General features: G+C 41.2%; 14 protein-coding genes and 2 pseudogenes. 10 read left to right on the top strand and 6 right to left on the bottom strand.

The features are described from left to right. Positions 1 to 415 precede the first annotated feature (415 nt). Positions 416 to 1111 (bottom strand): annotated as a pseudogene (locus GNF10_RS28895) (phytochelatin synthase family protein); the annotation flags it as partial. 147 nt (positions 1112 to 1258) lie between these two features. On the opposite strand from GNF10_RS28895, the gene GNF10_RS28890 reads away from it, so the two are divergent. From GNF10_RS28890 to GNF10_RS28870, 5 genes are all read left to right on the top strand, one after another. Further along, a complete protein-coding gene (locus GNF10_RS28890) occupies positions 1259 to 1537 on the top strand; it encodes a hypothetical protein (RefSeq protein ID WP_185607305.1) in 279 nt (92 codons plus the stop codon). Between the two features lie 146 nt (positions 1538 to 1683). Further along, a complete protein-coding gene (locus tag GNF10_RS28885; protein ID WP_185583274.1) occupies positions 1684 to 2079 on the top strand; it encodes a hypothetical protein in 396 nt (131 codons plus the stop codon). Positions 2080 to 2395: 316 nt separating this feature from the next. Further along, entirely contained in the window at positions 2396 to 3154 is a 759-nt protein-coding gene (locus GNF10_RS28880) for an ATP-binding cassette domain-containing protein (RefSeq protein ID WP_185583273.1), read from the top strand. Next, complete coding sequence (locus tag GNF10_RS28875) at positions 3151 to 3783, top strand: ABC transporter permease (RefSeq protein ID WP_185583272.1); 633 nt, start codon at positions 3151 to 3153, stop codon at positions 3781 to 3783. The genes GNF10_RS28880 and GNF10_RS28875 overlap by 4 nt, the downstream gene beginning before the upstream one ends. After that, positions 3783 to 4685: a glycine betaine ABC transporter substrate-binding protein gene (locus GNF10_RS28870; protein WP_185583271.1), complete on the top strand. Its 903-nt coding sequence runs from the start codon at positions 3783 to 3785 to the stop codon at positions 4683 to 4685. Before GNF10_RS28875 ends, GNF10_RS28870 begins: the two co-directional genes overlap by 1 nt. Positions 4686 to 4827: 142 nt before the next feature. Here the strand turns inward: GNF10_RS28870 and GNF10_RS28865 are convergent, their stop codons facing one another. The 3 genes from GNF10_RS28865 to GNF10_RS28855 all read right to left on the bottom strand — a co-directional run bounded on the left by GNF10_RS28865 (position 4828) and on the right by GNF10_RS28855 (position 6409). Beyond that, on the bottom strand, positions 4828 to 5457 hold the full coding sequence (locus tag GNF10_RS28865; RefSeq protein ID WP_185583269.1) for a Uma2 family endonuclease: 630 nt from the start codon (positions 5455 to 5457) through the stop codon (positions 4828 to 4830). Between the two features lie 70 nt (positions 5458 to 5527). After that, positions 5528 to 6043, bottom strand: coding sequence for a GNAT family N-acetyltransferase (locus GNF10_RS28860; protein WP_185607304.1), 516 nt, complete (start codon positions 6041 to 6043; stop codon positions 5528 to 5530). Further along, positions 6044 to 6409, bottom strand: coding sequence for a DUF1778 domain-containing protein (locus tag GNF10_RS28855; protein WP_311774231.1), 366 nt, complete (start codon positions 6407 to 6409; stop codon positions 6044 to 6046). A 150-nt stretch (positions 6410 to 6559) separates the two neighbouring features. Here GNF10_RS28855 and ggt point away from each other — a divergent pair, with 150 nt between their 5' ends. Beyond that, positions 6560 to 8359 (top strand): gamma-glutamyltransferase, encoded by a 1800-nt coding sequence (gene ggt / locus GNF10_RS28850; protein WP_185580675.1) that lies wholly within the window; start codon positions 6560 to 6562, stop codon positions 8357 to 8359. Positions 8360 to 8428: 69 nt separating this feature from the next. Here ggt and GNF10_RS28845 read toward each other — a convergent pair whose 3' ends face one another. Continuing rightward, the gene (locus GNF10_RS28845) at positions 8429 to 8692 is read right to left on the bottom strand and encodes a hypothetical protein (RefSeq protein WP_012409208.1); all 264 of its coding nucleotides are present in this window, start codon (positions 8690 to 8692) and stop codon (positions 8429 to 8431) included. A 337-nt stretch (positions 8693 to 9029) separates the two neighbouring features. Between GNF10_RS28845 and GNF10_RS28840 the strand changes: the two genes are divergently transcribed. After that, the gene (locus GNF10_RS28840; RefSeq protein WP_185580676.1) at positions 9030 to 9197 is read left to right on the top strand and encodes a hypothetical protein; all 168 of its coding nucleotides are present in this window, start codon (positions 9030 to 9032) and stop codon (positions 9195 to 9197) included. 44 nt (positions 9198 to 9241) lie between these two features. On the opposite strand, the gene GNF10_RS28835 is transcribed toward GNF10_RS28840, so the two are convergent. Continuing rightward, on the bottom strand, positions 9242 to 9868 hold the full coding sequence (locus GNF10_RS28835; protein WP_185580677.1) for a DUF1802 family protein: 627 nt from the start codon (positions 9866 to 9868) through the stop codon (positions 9242 to 9244). Positions 9869 to 9966: 98 nt separating this feature from the next. On the opposite strand from GNF10_RS28835, the pseudogene GNF10_RS38975 reads away from it, so the two are divergent. From GNF10_RS38975 to GNF10_RS28825, 3 genes and pseudogenes are all read left to right on the top strand, one after another. Then, positions 9967 to 10188: pseudogene (locus GNF10_RS38975) on the top strand (hypothetical protein); the annotation flags it as partial. Positions 10189 to 11099: 911 nt separating this feature from the next. Beyond that, the gene (locus GNF10_RS28830) at positions 11100 to 11813 is read left to right on the top strand and encodes a hypothetical protein (RefSeq protein WP_185592426.1); all 714 of its coding nucleotides are present in this window, start codon (positions 11100 to 11102) and stop codon (positions 11811 to 11813) included. 274 nt (positions 11814 to 12087) lie between these two features. After that, on the top strand, positions 12088 to 14398 hold a 2311-nt coding region (locus tag GNF10_RS28825), incomplete at its 3' end, for a tetratricopeptide repeat protein (protein WP_260446343.1).

Genomic DNA, 14398 nt, shown 5'->3' with positions numbered 1-14398 from the left:
TAAATTATATTTTCACTTACAAGCATTGTTAATTGATTCTTGATCTGGCTTAAATACGACTTTTTCAGCAAGCCCTAACTATCTCTCATAACTGCGTAGTTTACCGCCGTAGGCATCGCCTACAAAAGTTCCTACGCAGCCATATTCATTATCAATAAGTCGCTTTGCGTCTATACACCCCCAACAAACTGAGGCGGTTTCACAAAAAATCGAATTCGATTCTACTCAGCCTGACTAAAACAAGACTTAGGCAAAATCTCTCTCAAACTCTCATTTTTCCGTGTTGCGCCAGGTTACTACTCTGCGGAAACGCTTGAGAGCGTAGCTTGCTTCCCTGTAGGGGTACAAGCCGGGGAACCCCCTAACGTACTGGTCAGAGGTTATTTTAAAAATGGTTGGCTGTGATTCTAAGTAATTATTCAGAATGGAGAGCGTTCAAGGCGATTTCTGATGGGTGAACCACTCCGTTATCTTTTAGATTGGCTTTCTCCAGCCTGCGAAGCACGATCATGCCACGAGAGCGATTTGACGAGGAATCCTTATCTACGCAAGCGGCATATATACGCTCAATTGGGCATTTCCAAAACCGGGTATACCGTTTAGGATTTGTGTCTGCAATGGTTATTTCTTGAGTTTTCGAGTCATAGTCTGCCAATAAGGAGAAGTGACCACCTTCTAAACTTGGATTTTCATGGGCAATACGGGTATTGAAGTTAAGAATGTGAACATCAGCTTCATCACAAACGGCGGCTTCAACTTCACGGGTGAACGCTTCGAGCGTCATACTCGGTTTATCAAAATGCTCTATCCGAATGGACAGGGGTATTTCTTTTTTTTCAAGGTAAGTTCGACAAGTATCGTAGGTTTCTGCTAACGTCATGCCATCATCTAAAACCGATGCGATCGGCAGTTGGGTAGCATAGAAAATCTCATCAACAGTCGTCAGATATCCCAATGCGGTAAAGGCATAGGCAATTGCAGTGACATTACAACAGTAGATGGGTTGTTGAAACTGATGTAGTTGAATGATTTCCAAATCTCGTTTGGAAATTTGAGCTAAATTATCAAGATCCATTTTTCTGCCTTTTTTAGATTTAGATATATCGATTAAATCAGGATTTACAGCTTTTTTGAAAACCGTGCTTGTATTATCTAGGACTCGCCATTAAAGACGCAAGGACAGTTAAGACAGTTAAGCAAATTTTTGAGGCATCCATTAGACGCTTTGGTTTGCATCTACGTACAACAAACTGAAGCGGTGTTCCTCGTGCCGGGTGTGGTCTTCCTCGTGCCGGGAGTGATCTTCTTCGTGCTGGGAGTGGTCTTCCTCGTGCTGGGAGTGGTCTTCCTCGTGCTGGGAGTGGTCTTCCTCGTGCTGGGAGTGGTCTTCCTCGTGCTGGGAGTGGTCTTCCTCGTGCCGGGAGCGGTCTTCCTCGTGCTGGGAGTGGTCTTCCTCGTGCCGGGAGCGGTCTTCCTCGTGCCGGGAGCGGTCTTCCTCGTGCCGGGAGCGGTCTTCCTCGTGTTGGGAGTGGTTTAACTTTTACCTTTTTATATTAATTAGATACCGAAAAATTACTGATATAAACCGAAAATTTTATAAGCAAAAACTGCGAGTTTTGCTGAACCGAAATGCAGTTTAATTAAGCCAAGCTAGCTCTAACAGCATCTTAAAGGAGTAATTTCATGTCTCGTCAAAAACGTACATCACGTATTTTAGAAAAAGCTCAGTTAAGATCAGCTGGACTGAAATCGATTGTTCCAAGCATCAAATTTGACGAAAATTATAATCTGGAAAAACTGATTGAGTCAATTGAGCAGTTACGCAACAAACTTGATGTTTATAATACTGCTCTGTCTGTGGTTGACTCTTCTAAAACTGAAATTGAAGAGATGGAAAAAAACTTGAGTCAGCTTTCAGAAAAGATGCTGATGGTGGTTGCAATCAAGTACGGCAAAGACAGCCGCGAATATGAGATGGCGGGCGGTGTTCGAAATAGCGATCGCATTCGCAAAATTAGATCAAGCCGCTTGAAAAATGTTGCAGAGCAAGTATCAGATGAAAATGCTAAAACTGCATAGAGGCGCTTAAATCTATTGTCTGATAAATTGGACGTTATACCCATTTAATGTGAAGTTGCACATATCTTGATCCCCCTAAATCCCCCTTAAAAAGGGGGACTTGAAGAAATTCCCCCCTTTTTAAGAGGGGTTAGGGGGGATCAAAACACTGTTAGACAACTTTATAAGACTTGTGTGTACACCGTAGCCTTAAAAAGGGGGGCTAGGGGGGATCGAATTCTATGCAGCTTCATGAAAAATTGGTATTAGCACGCTAGCAAAATCAGCACATAATACATATAGTCAATAACAGGCTAGCGTCCACTAAAAGCCACTAATGCCGCAAAATAACCAAACCGCCGTTGAATTCCGCGATGTCACCTTTAGCCGCAATCATCGCCCCTTGGTGTCAAATCTCAACTTCAACATCCACCAAGGAGAAGCACTAGTATTACTTGGGCGCAGTGGTAGCGGTAAAACCACCACAATGAAGTTAATTAATCGCCTATTCACACCTACACAAGGCGAAGTTTTATTTGATGGTATTCCCACAACTCAATGGGATGAAATTAAACTGCGGCGAAAAATTGGTTACGTCATTCAAGAAATTGGTTTATTTCCCCATTTTACAGTTGAACGCAATGTGGGTTTAGTCCCGGCTTTGGAAGGTTGGCAACCCAAACAAATAAAAACGCGGGTTTATGAGTTGTTGCAATTAGTGGGTTTAGAACCAGCACAATTTGCAGGGCGTTACCCGCACGAACTTTCGGGTGGGCAAAGACAAAGAGTCGGGGTAGCCAGGGCAATAGCCGCAGATCCGCCTGTGTTGTTGATGGATGAACCCTTTGGCGCACTCGATCCGATTACGCGCTTAGAACTGCAACAAGAGTTTCGGCGTTTGCAGCAAGAGTTAGGGAAGACGGTTGTGTTTGTCACCCACGATATTCAAGAAGCCTTGGTTTTGGCATCGAGAATTGGTTTAATGTATGGCGGAGAATTGGTAGTATTGGGGACAACAGATGAATTTATGCGATCGCAACACCCAGAAAGCCTAGCCTTTCTTAAATGTCTGCGTTCCTTCCAAGACAATTTATGAAAAATTTCTTTCTTGTTAAGTATGCCCCAGAAATTCTTCAGCATACTCTAGAACACTTGTTTTTAGTAGGCATCGCTATTGGAATTGCCATACTTATAGGCATTCCTTTAGGTATTTTAATTACACGTAAAACTTATCTCCGCCAACCAATTCTCGGCATAGCAAATATTCTCCAAACTATTCCTAGTTTGGCTCTCTTTGGTTTACTAATTCCTGTTCCTATAATTGGCGGAATTGGGGCTGTACCAGCGATTGTTGCTCTGACTGTATATTCTTTGCTGCCGATAATTCGTAACACTTACACAGGGATTACTGGTGTAGATCCAGCGATTCGAGAGGCTGGGAGAGGTATGGGAATGACAGATGGACAATTGTTATTGCAAGTTGAGATTCCCTTGGCAATGGGGGTCATTTTAGCAGGTGTGCGAGTCGCAACGGTAATTGCTATAGGCATTGCAACCATTGCAGCTGCGATCGGGGCTGGTGGCTTGGGAGTCTTTATTTTTCGCGGCATATCAGTAGTGAACGATCAGTTAATTTTAGCTGGTGCAGTTCCGGCGGCGGTAATTGCATTATTGGCTGATTTTGCAATTGGCTGGTTGGAGAATAAATTAAAAATTAAAAGTTAATGAAAAGATTTTTAGCATCCTGCTTTTTAACTTTTGCTTTGTTATTAGTCATCACTAGTTGTACACCAAATGTAAATAGTAGCAGTGATGGCAATATTATTGTTGCTTCCAAAGATTTTACTGAGCAAGATATTTTAGGTGAATTTTTAGCACAGCAAATAGAGGCAACAACTAATTTAAAAGTATCTCGTCGTCCCCGTTTGGGTGGTTCTTTTGTTTGCCATAATGCGATTACTACTGGCAAGATTGATGCTTATATTGAGTATACAGGTACAGCTTTTACTGGAATTTTAAAGCAAAAAGCAGTTAATGACCCTAAAGAAGTTTATGAAAGGTTAAAACAAGCATACTCCCAGCAATTCAATTTGGAAGTGATGCCAAGCTTGGGTTTTGAAAATACTTTCGCGATGATTGTTCGGGGAGATGATGCCAAACGCTACAATATTCAAACTCTCTCGGAAGCTACTCAATATACACCTCAGTGGCGCGGTGGTTTTGGTTACGAGTTTTTAGAACGAGAAGATGGTTTCCCTGGATTAGCTAAAACTTACGATTTACGTTTTGCCAAATCTCCTCAAATCATGGACTTGGGTTTAATATATCGTGCTTTGATTCAAAAACAAGTAGATATGGTGGCGGGTAACTCCACTGATGGGCAGATTTCTCGGTTGGGTTTAGTTGTGTTAAAGGATGATAAACAGTATTTTCCACCTTACGAAACTGTGCCAATTGTTCGGCAAGAAGTATTAAAAAAATATCCCCAATTAAAAACAGCGATCGCTTCACTCGCTGGAAAGATTTCGGCAGATGAGATGCGACAGTTAAATTATTTAGTTGAGGGTGAATTACGTGATGTTAAAGATGTTGTTCAGGAGTTTCGCAAATCGAAAGGATTAAAATAATTCGTAATTTGTAATTAAGAGTTAGTGTAACGCACGCTACTAGTCTGTCAAGTTTAAATTGTTCGTAGTAAGGACTTTAGTCCTTATCCTCTAAGCACTAAAGTGCTTACTACAAACTCTTAAAACTACGTTATACATTGTACTAATGTTGTCCATGCAAAAAGTTCTTTAACCACCTAATGACTTCACTTGTTGATTGCTCATTGGCCATTTGGAGACATTGCTGCACAATTTCTCTGACGTTAGGAAAGTAGCTGCTTTCTGTAAGCACATAACTTTCTATCTGTAATCTATAAATTAATAGGCGATTATTCTTTAATATCCAAACTTCTGGCACTCGATAAGGCAAGTAATCATTAATATCGGTGTAGCTTGTAACGTCTATTTCAATTGCTAAATCTGGTGGTGGATCTGACTCCCAATCAATTCTTTTTTTACCAACTACTGCTCTGCAATTTTCAATGTAAAAGGAATAGTCTGGTTCAATACCACTAATTTCTGGCAAGCTCATGGTAATGGGCGTAAAAGACTCATATATGCGGTTTAGGTGGTCAAATAGAGCTATTACTATCAATGCCAACAAACTCGCATCTCTTCCATGTTCTGGTAGCGGTGCCATTAGCAAAATCTCTCCAGGTCGATATTTAATGCGAGGCGAAGAGCGATCGCCTAGTTGCTGACTTAATACTTGATAGTCTTTCCAATCTCCCAAAAGCTTCAGCACCGCGCCAGGTGGTAACTCGATTCTTTCTGGTGTAATTACGGTATCCATTTTCGGCTGTTTCACTAATTTAAGTTAGCTAGTCGATTACAATATACATTAAAAATAACTTTTTAATTAGTTATGTAAACATTTTTTCAATTGTTTGCATCATCAGAAACAACCGATAAGGAAAATTAGGAAATTGAATAAAATTATAATACTCATAAAAAGAACGCGCTTTGTCGTCTTTGGCGTCAACCACTACAGCTATTGTGGCAATTTCGCTTTGTAGACTGCGATAAAGCGCATCCATTAACAGCATTTCCCCCAGCCCTTTTTTTCGATGATTTTTATCAACTGCCAATCGACCTAAAAGAGTTGCAGGAACATTTGGATATTTTGGGAGCTTCTTTGTGATCTCAATTGGCAATTCATCAAATTTAAGACTTGTTGATGATAATGTGTAATACCCAGCAACGATTCCAGAACTTTTTTCAATTAAAACAAAGGGAGCAGCCATCCGCTTGCGAGCATCTTGTCCTGCTTGCTGTTTTAAATAAATATCAAGTTTCTCAACATCACAAGAAAAAGCCGCCCGGTCTTGCTTTCCTAGCGGCTCTATTAAATAATCATCAAAAGTATCAGGTAACGCCACTTACACACCCATGTTTTGTTTATAGCGTTGAGCTGCTGCCTTTAATTTTGCACTTGGTTCTGGTGGATTGAGCAGTGCTTCTACAAAAATTTCTTGGTCTTGTCTACTTAAGATCATCATTTCATTTTCCTGGATAATCTGTTTGGCAACGTTCATAACGCTGCTAATCACAAAATCTGTTAATGTTCGACCTTGAATCTCAGCAGCACGCTGGAAAATTTCTTTTTGTTCTTTACTAATACGAGCTTCCAGGCGTTCATCTCTGGAGCGCGTTAAATTTGCTTTGCGGCTTCGAGCCAGAGTATTAGCCATCATAGCCTCTACATGATAAGAATAATGTTTACCAAAAAATAAAATGTACGGCATTTGTCCTTACAAATTCATAGTAACAAACATAGATAGGAATTTCAACAAGATTTAGCGATCGCTCTGCAACTGGGCAATCAACAAGCAAGCAGCGTATAAAATGCTTTCCCAGGCGCTAGGCTAAGAAAGATCAAACCAAATGGCATAAAAATGCTTACTGTTGCTAAACCCAAGCGAGTTGCAATCGCAATCTTTTCTTTCACTCTCGTTGTTTACAGCCAAGTTGCATCAGCCGCCTTAACTTTACCCCTACGCAGCAAAAAGGGAATGGTGGTTTCAGCGCATCCTCTAGCAAGTGAAGCGGGAATTTTAATGTTACGCAAAGGGGGTAATGCAGTGGATGCAGCTGTAGCCACAACTTTTGCAATCTCTGTAGTTGAGCCTTTTTCCGCAGGCATCGGCGGCGGCGGATTTTTGCTGATGCACTCTGAGAAAACTGGCGAGATGAAAGCGCTAGATTTCCGCGAACGCGCACCTTTGAAAGCTACAAGAAATATGTATCTTGATGCAGAAGGAAAGGTGCGTCCCAATGCAAGTATTAATGGTTATTTGGCAGTAGGGACACCAGGAACGGTGGCGGGACTTTATCAAGTGCATCGTCGCTATGGTAAACTTTCTTGGCAAGAGGTGATGAAACCTGCGATCGCACTCGCTAAAGATGGCTTTATTCTTGGCAATGTGCTAACCCAGAGGCTAAACCAGGGCCAGCAAGCAATTCTCAATAATCCCGCAGGGCGAGAAATTTTCACTCGCAACGGTGAATTTTATCAACCAGGGGAGAAACTGGTGCAGCGTGATTTGGCACGCACTTTAACAGCAGTTGCCGAAAATCCCCAAAGTTTTTACACCGGAAGTATTGCTCGTGCGATCGCTTCTGATATGGTAAAAAATGGTGGTTTAATTACTCTAGAAGACCTGAAAGCCTACAAACCAATCTGGCGGACTCCTATTTGTGGCAATTTCCGCAAAGCTAAAGTTTGCTCAATGCCACCCCCATCATCGGGAGGCGTTCACCTATTGCAGATTTTAAATATTATTGGTGACACTGATTTAAAATCTTTAGGATGGCATCATCCTGACGCTATCCACTTAATGGTAGAGGCAATGAAAATTGCTTACGCTGATCGTTCAGAATATTTAGGCGATCCTGATTTTGTCAAAGTTCCTGTACAAGAACTACTCACTTCAGCTTACGCCAAACAACGCCGTCAAGAAATTAATATGCAAGTGGCTAGACCCTCGACCAAGGTCAAGCCAGTAGATAGAAAGACACTACAACGTTTTAGTCAAACTAATAATCCGAGTTTAGAAGAAAATACCATTCCGTTATCTCATCAGTCTTTTAAATTGCACACGACGCGGTATGAATCTCCTGAAACCAGCCATCTTACGGTTGTGGATGAAGAACGCAACGCTGTAAGTCTGACTTTCACCATTAACCTCAGTTTTGGTGCTGGTGTGGTAACACCGGGAACTGGAATTATCCTCAACAATGAGATGGATGATTTTGCGGCTGCGCCAGGAGTGCCTAACGCCTTTGGTTTAGTTGGTAACGATGCTAACAGCATTGCACCCCGAAAAACTCCCCTATCCAGCATGACTCCCGCAATTGTCACAGAAAATGGTCATTTTCGGATGGCAGCAGGTGCGCCTGGTGGTAGCACTATCATCACTCAGGTTTTGCAAGTCATCCTAAATGTGCTGGAATACAACATGGATGTTGGCGCAGCTGTTTCTGTTCCACGCATACATCATCAATGGCTTCCAGATGAGTTGCGCGTAGAATCTTGGGGTTTAGATGCTTTGACTCTGCAAGAATTACGCCGTCGGGGGCATAAAATAAAGGAAACTACTCCTTGGGGTAATGGTAATGCGATCGCGGTTACATCTGATGGAACTCTAGAAGGCGCGGCAGATCCTCGCGGTGAAGGTTCCCCCAGAGGCTTATAAACGAGTAAGGGACTGGCGAGACACAGGGACGCACAGAATAACAAATGACTAATAAAAAATGACCAATGACTATTGATTTTGGATTGTTGACTCTACGTAGCTACTGCTGCCAAACTCATTGGCGCGTGCGCTAGGTACTAGTGTCCAACCTGCTTTGAGAAGTTTTTGATAAGTTGCCCAACCTTTAGAACCACCTGGTATTTGATAATCTGGGACTGTGAAATGTCCAAAAGCCGTGTAGGGCCGCCAAGGCTGATTGGGTTCTGTCTGCAAATACAAGATTTTCTCGCCGTCGCCACCAGACTTAGATAACCAGCACATTTGTCGATGCATTGCAAACTCCTTTGCTTTTAGCTAACAACTAACGCATAATATCAGACTTTTGTCAAGTAACTTCTCACCCTTGTGAGCTATTTTTGGATATGCAGATAAACAGATTTGCCTCACCTTATGTATTAGGGTGAGATTTTTCTAATGTTATCCGCGTTTTTTGCGATCGTGTGTAGCAATAACTACTGTTTTCAGGGTGGTTAGGAATTTGCAATCTGCTGTATTTTCAACAAACAGAAGTCAGGAGCCAAAATTCAGTTCTAAATTCTGGCTCCTGATTACCTTGATTTCTCACAAGTGAGAAATCAAGGAGTGTGGGAGGTGTGGGAGGTGTGGGAGGATGGGGAAGAAATCTGACCCCGCACACTCCCCACGCTCCCCTATCGTGAGAAATCCGGGATTAGCGGATAGTGCAGCGTGCGATCGCTGTAGAAAAACTCTAAATATTTGGTGGGCGGGTTTTTTTGCGATCGAAGCCCAATTCGATCGGGTTTTCCAAATACCATAGCCTTCTGTGTAAATTGAAAAACCTAGCAGCAATACAACCGAGGTTTAGCCAAAGGTTGAGTTGTGATTGAGCATATCAATCTTTCTGGCCATTTTGTCGCCGACAATGCCGCGAATTGTCTGTACTAATTGGGTGTATGCAAAGTCAGACAAAGCTGGCGTTGTTTCTTGCAAGTTGATTGATTGATCTAAATCAATCCATGATTTGCAACCGCCGTATTTAGGGTAATAAGGAATTTCTTGCTCTTGGGTTAGGTTATATGTCCGCAGGAGGAGAATATAAAGGGGCTGACGTGGTTTCCATTTGAGGCGATCGCTAATAAAATGCTCGTTCCAAATATGGAACGGAAGCAAGGCGTTGACAAGAAATTCGTCACTAACTGGCAAAATATCTGTAATTTCAGCCCAACTACCGATGCGAACAGTTTCTGGATGCCAACCTGATGTTACTGGATAAACACGATTAGCATACTCAGGTTTGAGCATGAAAGCTTGTTGATGTTCATAAGTAGGGTAAAGCAAAATTTGCTTGTGGGCAACTTGGAAATGTCCATTTCGTTCATGAATACCCCCTTTACGAAGCAACATAATTGTTTTGCCACTCTCCAAGGCATTTACGGCGACAGCCCATTCTTTGAGAGCATGAAAAGTTGTAGTCAATTCCATCAGCATCTACTGTAACTCTGATTTAATTCAAACTAAGACCGATAAAGTGTGAAACTGTCCAAGGGAATGAATTAGAAAGCAGTTATAAAAAAGCGATCGCTAGCAACCTAGCAGATAATCGTGCTAAAAATAAACTGTTTCAATGCGAAAACTTTGAACATGCTCAACAAGCGCTACAAAAATTACGTCCCATAGCCCTTATTTATAATTGTACCCCTGCTCAGTTAGCTTTGCCGTGGCTAATTGCCCAACCCCAAATTAATACTATTGCAAAGGCACATTATCCCCAACAAGCACTAGTACCGCAAGGCGGAATTAAAAATTAAAAAGTAAAAATTAAAAATTAATACACCATAAGGATTTCGTTGATTTGGAATGATTGGTTTATTTCCGCCGTATTGTACTAGACAACGCATTAGCCGCCCAAATTAAGCTTTATTCTGGCCAATTGGTCAAAATTGATGCAATTGGACGTATTTACAGCAATTGTCTGGATTATAGTCAAATTATGGGCAATTGATGACAATGCAGTTTAATTATCTATGCTGAACTCTCGAAGATCTCCTCAAATATCTTAAAAAGACAGCCAGGGATCAAATATCTGGAGCTAGATTGCAAAATCTAACAAAACATCAACTTTAGTAAAGTAAGAGTTGCAACTCAGAAACTGAAGTGATAACTTAAATAGTAGGACACCAAAGAGAAAATAAAACCAAAAGAAAAGGGTAAATGACTTAGTGTCCCCTGTCATCAACCCAAGCAAATTTCAGCATATCAAGATGACAAAAGTGGTAAAAGCCTAATGTAAAAGGCAAAGCCAAATCCCAAAGCGGAAAAACGCAAGAATGCTGAGTTTGTTAGTTGTCTAGTCCACCCTAGTTATTAACCTTCAATTACTTAATTAGTTTAACAATTTGAAATCTGTGAACTCGATAAAACCTGGTCAACCTTGATCAGGTTTTTGGTATTTTATTGTGATATAATTTCCTGGTTACGGCAGATAGTGCCGGAATTGACGCTTGAGAAGCTAGTTGGGAAACTAGAGTCTTTTTAACAAAAGCCAGTTAATGTGCCCAATAAATGTCAAACCTTTTAGTTGGGTTACTTTATTTATTTTGTATATATAAAGAAGCCCACTAATATGGGCTTGTTTTGTAGAATATAAACTCAAATTAACATAAGTCATTTCCAAGCAGCGAAGAAAATAGAATAGCAATGTATCCTGTTAAAAAAATTGATGAAATATAATAGATTTTTAAATAAAATTACTACAGTTATTATTATAACTCTCCTTTCTTTTTCTTGTAAGTCTTCTATTAGTACAAAAGCGGAACAGGCACAAGCAACAGATAAATCGAAACCCGATCCGAATCTTGTCTATGGAGATTTAATTATTAAAGAACAATCTGATTATATAATGATTCCTGTTGTTCTTCCAGACCAGGATGAAGATAAAAAAACTGATTTAAGCCTTTCACGTTCTTATGAAAGAAATAACCAATTGTCTAACATCATCTTTTATCGAAAGCAAGATGGTGAAACTCATATTTTATTAAATAAAAAAGCCATTATTGCCTCCTTTGATTTATTAGAGGTAAAAGCGGTAGAGAAGCCGCCTACAAGAGTTTGGTTTTATAAAATCCTTGAACAAGACACAAACATAGATACAAAACTCAACAGCGAAGATGCTACTGTTGGTTATCTTTCTGATTTATCAGGTAAGAATCTCCAGCAAATTACCCCAAACAATACTCAAATCATCAATTGGGTTGTTGTTCCAAGTCAAAATGCAATTTTTATAAAAATTATCAAAGACTCAGATAATGATAAAAAATTTACAGGAAAAGATAAAACTAATTTTATTAGGGTTAACCTAGATAAACCTGCTATGGGATCTGAGATTATTAGTAATCAGATAGAGCAAGAAATTAAGTCATCCGTTCTTAAGTGATTAGGTTTATCGAACAAAATTCAGGAGTCAGGAGTCAGAATTCAGATGCTTCTCTGACAAGGGTTATGGATAACGCATATTTAATTATGGAGATGTCTAATTATGTAGAATTAGTGACAATACAGTTTGGATAGTAAAACCAACCTCATCTAGACCATGATAAATAAGATTGTGGAAGCTCAGGCATGAGTAATGGATGTGAATGGTAACATTACCGTGGTAGCCCAAACTACAGTAAATCCTGTGCGTTCCTGGTTATCAATTACCTCCTGTCATGCTTATGGCTAAAACAACTAGGATCTTTGGTGCGAATTCTGTAAAAGTTAAAATACAGAAGCAGCCAGGGCGTTGGCATAAAACCACACTGGCTCAATTTTTGCGTTTGCCTTTGTACTTCCTGATAGCTTTGCTATGCATATTGGGTTCACCCGTGCTAGCAAAAGTTCCTGGCTCAATTAATTCCTCATCTCAATTAGAAATTAACAATTTGCCATCGCTGGCTGTAGTTAATGACCCAGGTTCGCTACTAGAACAGGGCAAATTTTTATACAATTCCGGTAACTTTGCCAAGGCAGTAGAAGTATTACAACAGGCTGTCCAAGCATATAAGCAGCAAGGAGAAAGCCTCAGACAGGCAGCGACACTGAGTAATCTTTCTTTAGCTTACCAGCAACTTGGTTTATGGAGTCAAGCACAACAGGCAATTACAGAGAGCTTAAACTTGCTCAAAGGACAAGATGAAAATCAAATCTTGGCCCAATCGCTGGATATTCAAGGTCGTCTTCAACTGAGAATGGGACAAGCCGAGGCAGCTTTAGCAACTTGGCAGCAGACAGAAGAAATTTACAGGCGAGCAGATAATCAAAGTGGTGTGGTGCGATCGCTAATCAATCAATCACAGGCGTGGCAAACTCAAGGATTTTACCCCCGCGCTGTCAAAACACTTGATCGGGTAAGTCAGACATTAAAATCTCAACCAGATGCGATAGAAAAGACAGTGAGTTTGCGATCGCTCGGTGATGCTCTTTTAGTAGTGGGCGATTTGGAAAAGTCACGCCTGGCGCTAGAAGAAAGTCTGACGATTGCTCGAAATCTGCAATCAAGCGCAGATATTGCAGCCAGTCTGTTCAGCCTGGGGAATAATGCCCGTAAACAAAAAAACAACCTACTGGCGATCGCCTATTATCAACAAACAGTTGCAGCATCTCCCCCACCTTTAATAAAAGTCCAAGCCCAACTCAATCACCTGAGCCTACTGATTCAAGATCAACAATGGGCAAATGTTCAAACTCTCTTACCATTGATTGAATCCGAACTCGCTCAACTTCCTCCTAGCCGTGCTAGCATTTACGCTCATGTTAACTTTTCCCAAAGTTTGGCAAAAGTCAAGGGTGGTATATTACAAGCATCTAGTCAGCATTACTACTCAGGATTCAGCACCAAAGAATCAGCAGTATTACTCGCCAGCGCCATTGAACAATCCCGCAGTTTAGGGGACAAGCGGGCAGAAGCATACTCACTAAAGAGTTTAGGCAGCTTGTATGAAGAAACCGGACAATTGTCATACGCGCAAGAGCTTACTCGGCAAGGATTAGCTTTAGCACAGAGCAGCAATGCACCAGAAATCACCTACACCTTAGAGTGGCAGTTAGGTAGATTACTGCGGGCAGAAAAAGATATGAATGGTGCGATCGCAGCCTATGATTCTGCTGTGGACACTCTCCAGTCCCTTCGCAGAGATTTAGTAGTCAATAAAGACGTAGTTAACCAGGATGTACAATTCAACTTTCGGGACAGCGTAGAACCCATCTACCGAGAATCAGTAGAGTTGCTGCTAAAATCCCAAGAAGGAAAACCAGATCAAAAAATATTGGAGAAAGCCCGCCAACGCATTGAAGCACTCCAACTAGCAGAATTGGATGACTTCTTTCGAGAAGCTTGCCTACAAGGACAGAGAGTAGCCCTCGATCAAATGGTCGATAAAGATAATCCCACAGCTGCTATCCTTTATCCAATTATTCTTCCTGACGAACTTCAGGTAATTGTCAAAATTCCCAAACAACCCCTGCAAAGCTACACTACTCAGATTTCTCATACAAAAGTAGAGAAATTGTTAGTAGAACTGCGAAAAAATCTTGTCAACCCCACCGCTACTAAAGCCGTCCAAACCGAGGCACATGAAGTTTACAACTGGCTGCTTCAACCCATTGAGTCAAAATTGCAAAACAGTGGGGTAGATACCCTAGTGTTTGTCCTGGATGGCCCCTTACGCAATTTACCAATGGCAGCTTTATATGATGGTAAGCAATACTTGGTAGAGAAATATGCAATTGCTCTGAGCGTGGGTCTGCAACTCCTCGATCCTAAACCACTGGTAAAACAGCAGCTAAGGGCGCTAACCGCAGGGCTGACTCAGCCACCACCAGGTTTTTCTAAGTTTGCTCCGTTGCTTGCGATCAAATCTGAATTTGACGGCATTACCAAAGCAGGAGTCTCGACAACTAGCTTATTACTCCCGGTTCGCCCATTTTTTAATGAGTTAGGAAAAGTAGATAGTCAAAAGTATACCGAAGGACATATTCCCA

The organism is Nostoc sp. UCD121, from assembly GCF_014222285.1.
Lineage (GTDB): Bacteria > Cyanobacteriota > Cyanobacteriia > Cyanobacteriales > Nostocaceae > Nostoc.
This window is presented reverse-complemented; position numbering and strand designations above follow the sequence as displayed.

What these genes read in the sequence shown, in the direction of transcription:
- GNF10_RS28885 (WP_185583274.1), top strand. Translation starts at nt 1,684, where the DNA reads ATGTCTCGTCAAAAACGTACATCACGTATTTTAGAAAAAGCTCAGTTA.
- GNF10_RS28880 (WP_185583273.1), top strand. Translation starts at nt 2,396, where the DNA reads ATGCCGCAAAATAACCAAACCGCCGTTGAATTCCGCGATGTCACCTTT.
- GNF10_RS28875 (WP_185583272.1), top strand. Translation starts at nt 3,151, where the DNA reads ATGAAAAATTTCTTTCTTGTTAAGTATGCCCCAGAAATTCTTCAGCAT.
- GNF10_RS28870 (WP_185583271.1), top strand. Translation starts at nt 3,783, where the DNA reads ATGAAAAGATTTTTAGCATCCTGCTTTTTAACTTTTGCTTTGTTATTA.
- GNF10_RS28865 (WP_185583269.1), bottom strand. Translation starts at nt 5,457, where the DNA reads ATGGATACCGTAATTACACCAGAAAGAATCGAGTTACCACCTGGCGCG.
- GNF10_RS28855 (WP_311774231.1), bottom strand. Translation starts at nt 6,409, where the DNA reads ATGCCGTACATTTTATTTTTTGGTAAACATTATTCTTATCATGTAGAG.
- ggt (WP_185580675.1), top strand. Translation starts at nt 6,560, where the DNA reads ATGCTTACTGTTGCTAAACCCAAGCGAGTTGCAATCGCAATCTTTTCT.
- GNF10_RS28845 (WP_012409208.1), bottom strand. Translation starts at nt 8,692, where the DNA reads ATGCATCGACAAATGTGCTGGTTATCTAAGTCTGGTGGCGACGGCGAG.
- GNF10_RS28840 (WP_185580676.1), top strand. Translation starts at nt 9,030, where the DNA reads ATGGGGAAGAAATCTGACCCCGCACACTCCCCACGCTCCCCTATCGTG.
- GNF10_RS28835 (WP_185580677.1), bottom strand. Translation starts at nt 9,868, where the DNA reads ATGCTGATGGAATTGACTACAACTTTTCATGCTCTCAAAGAATGGGCT.
- GNF10_RS28830 (WP_185592426.1), top strand. Translation starts at nt 11,100, where the DNA reads ATGAAATATAATAGATTTTTAAATAAAATTACTACAGTTATTATTATA.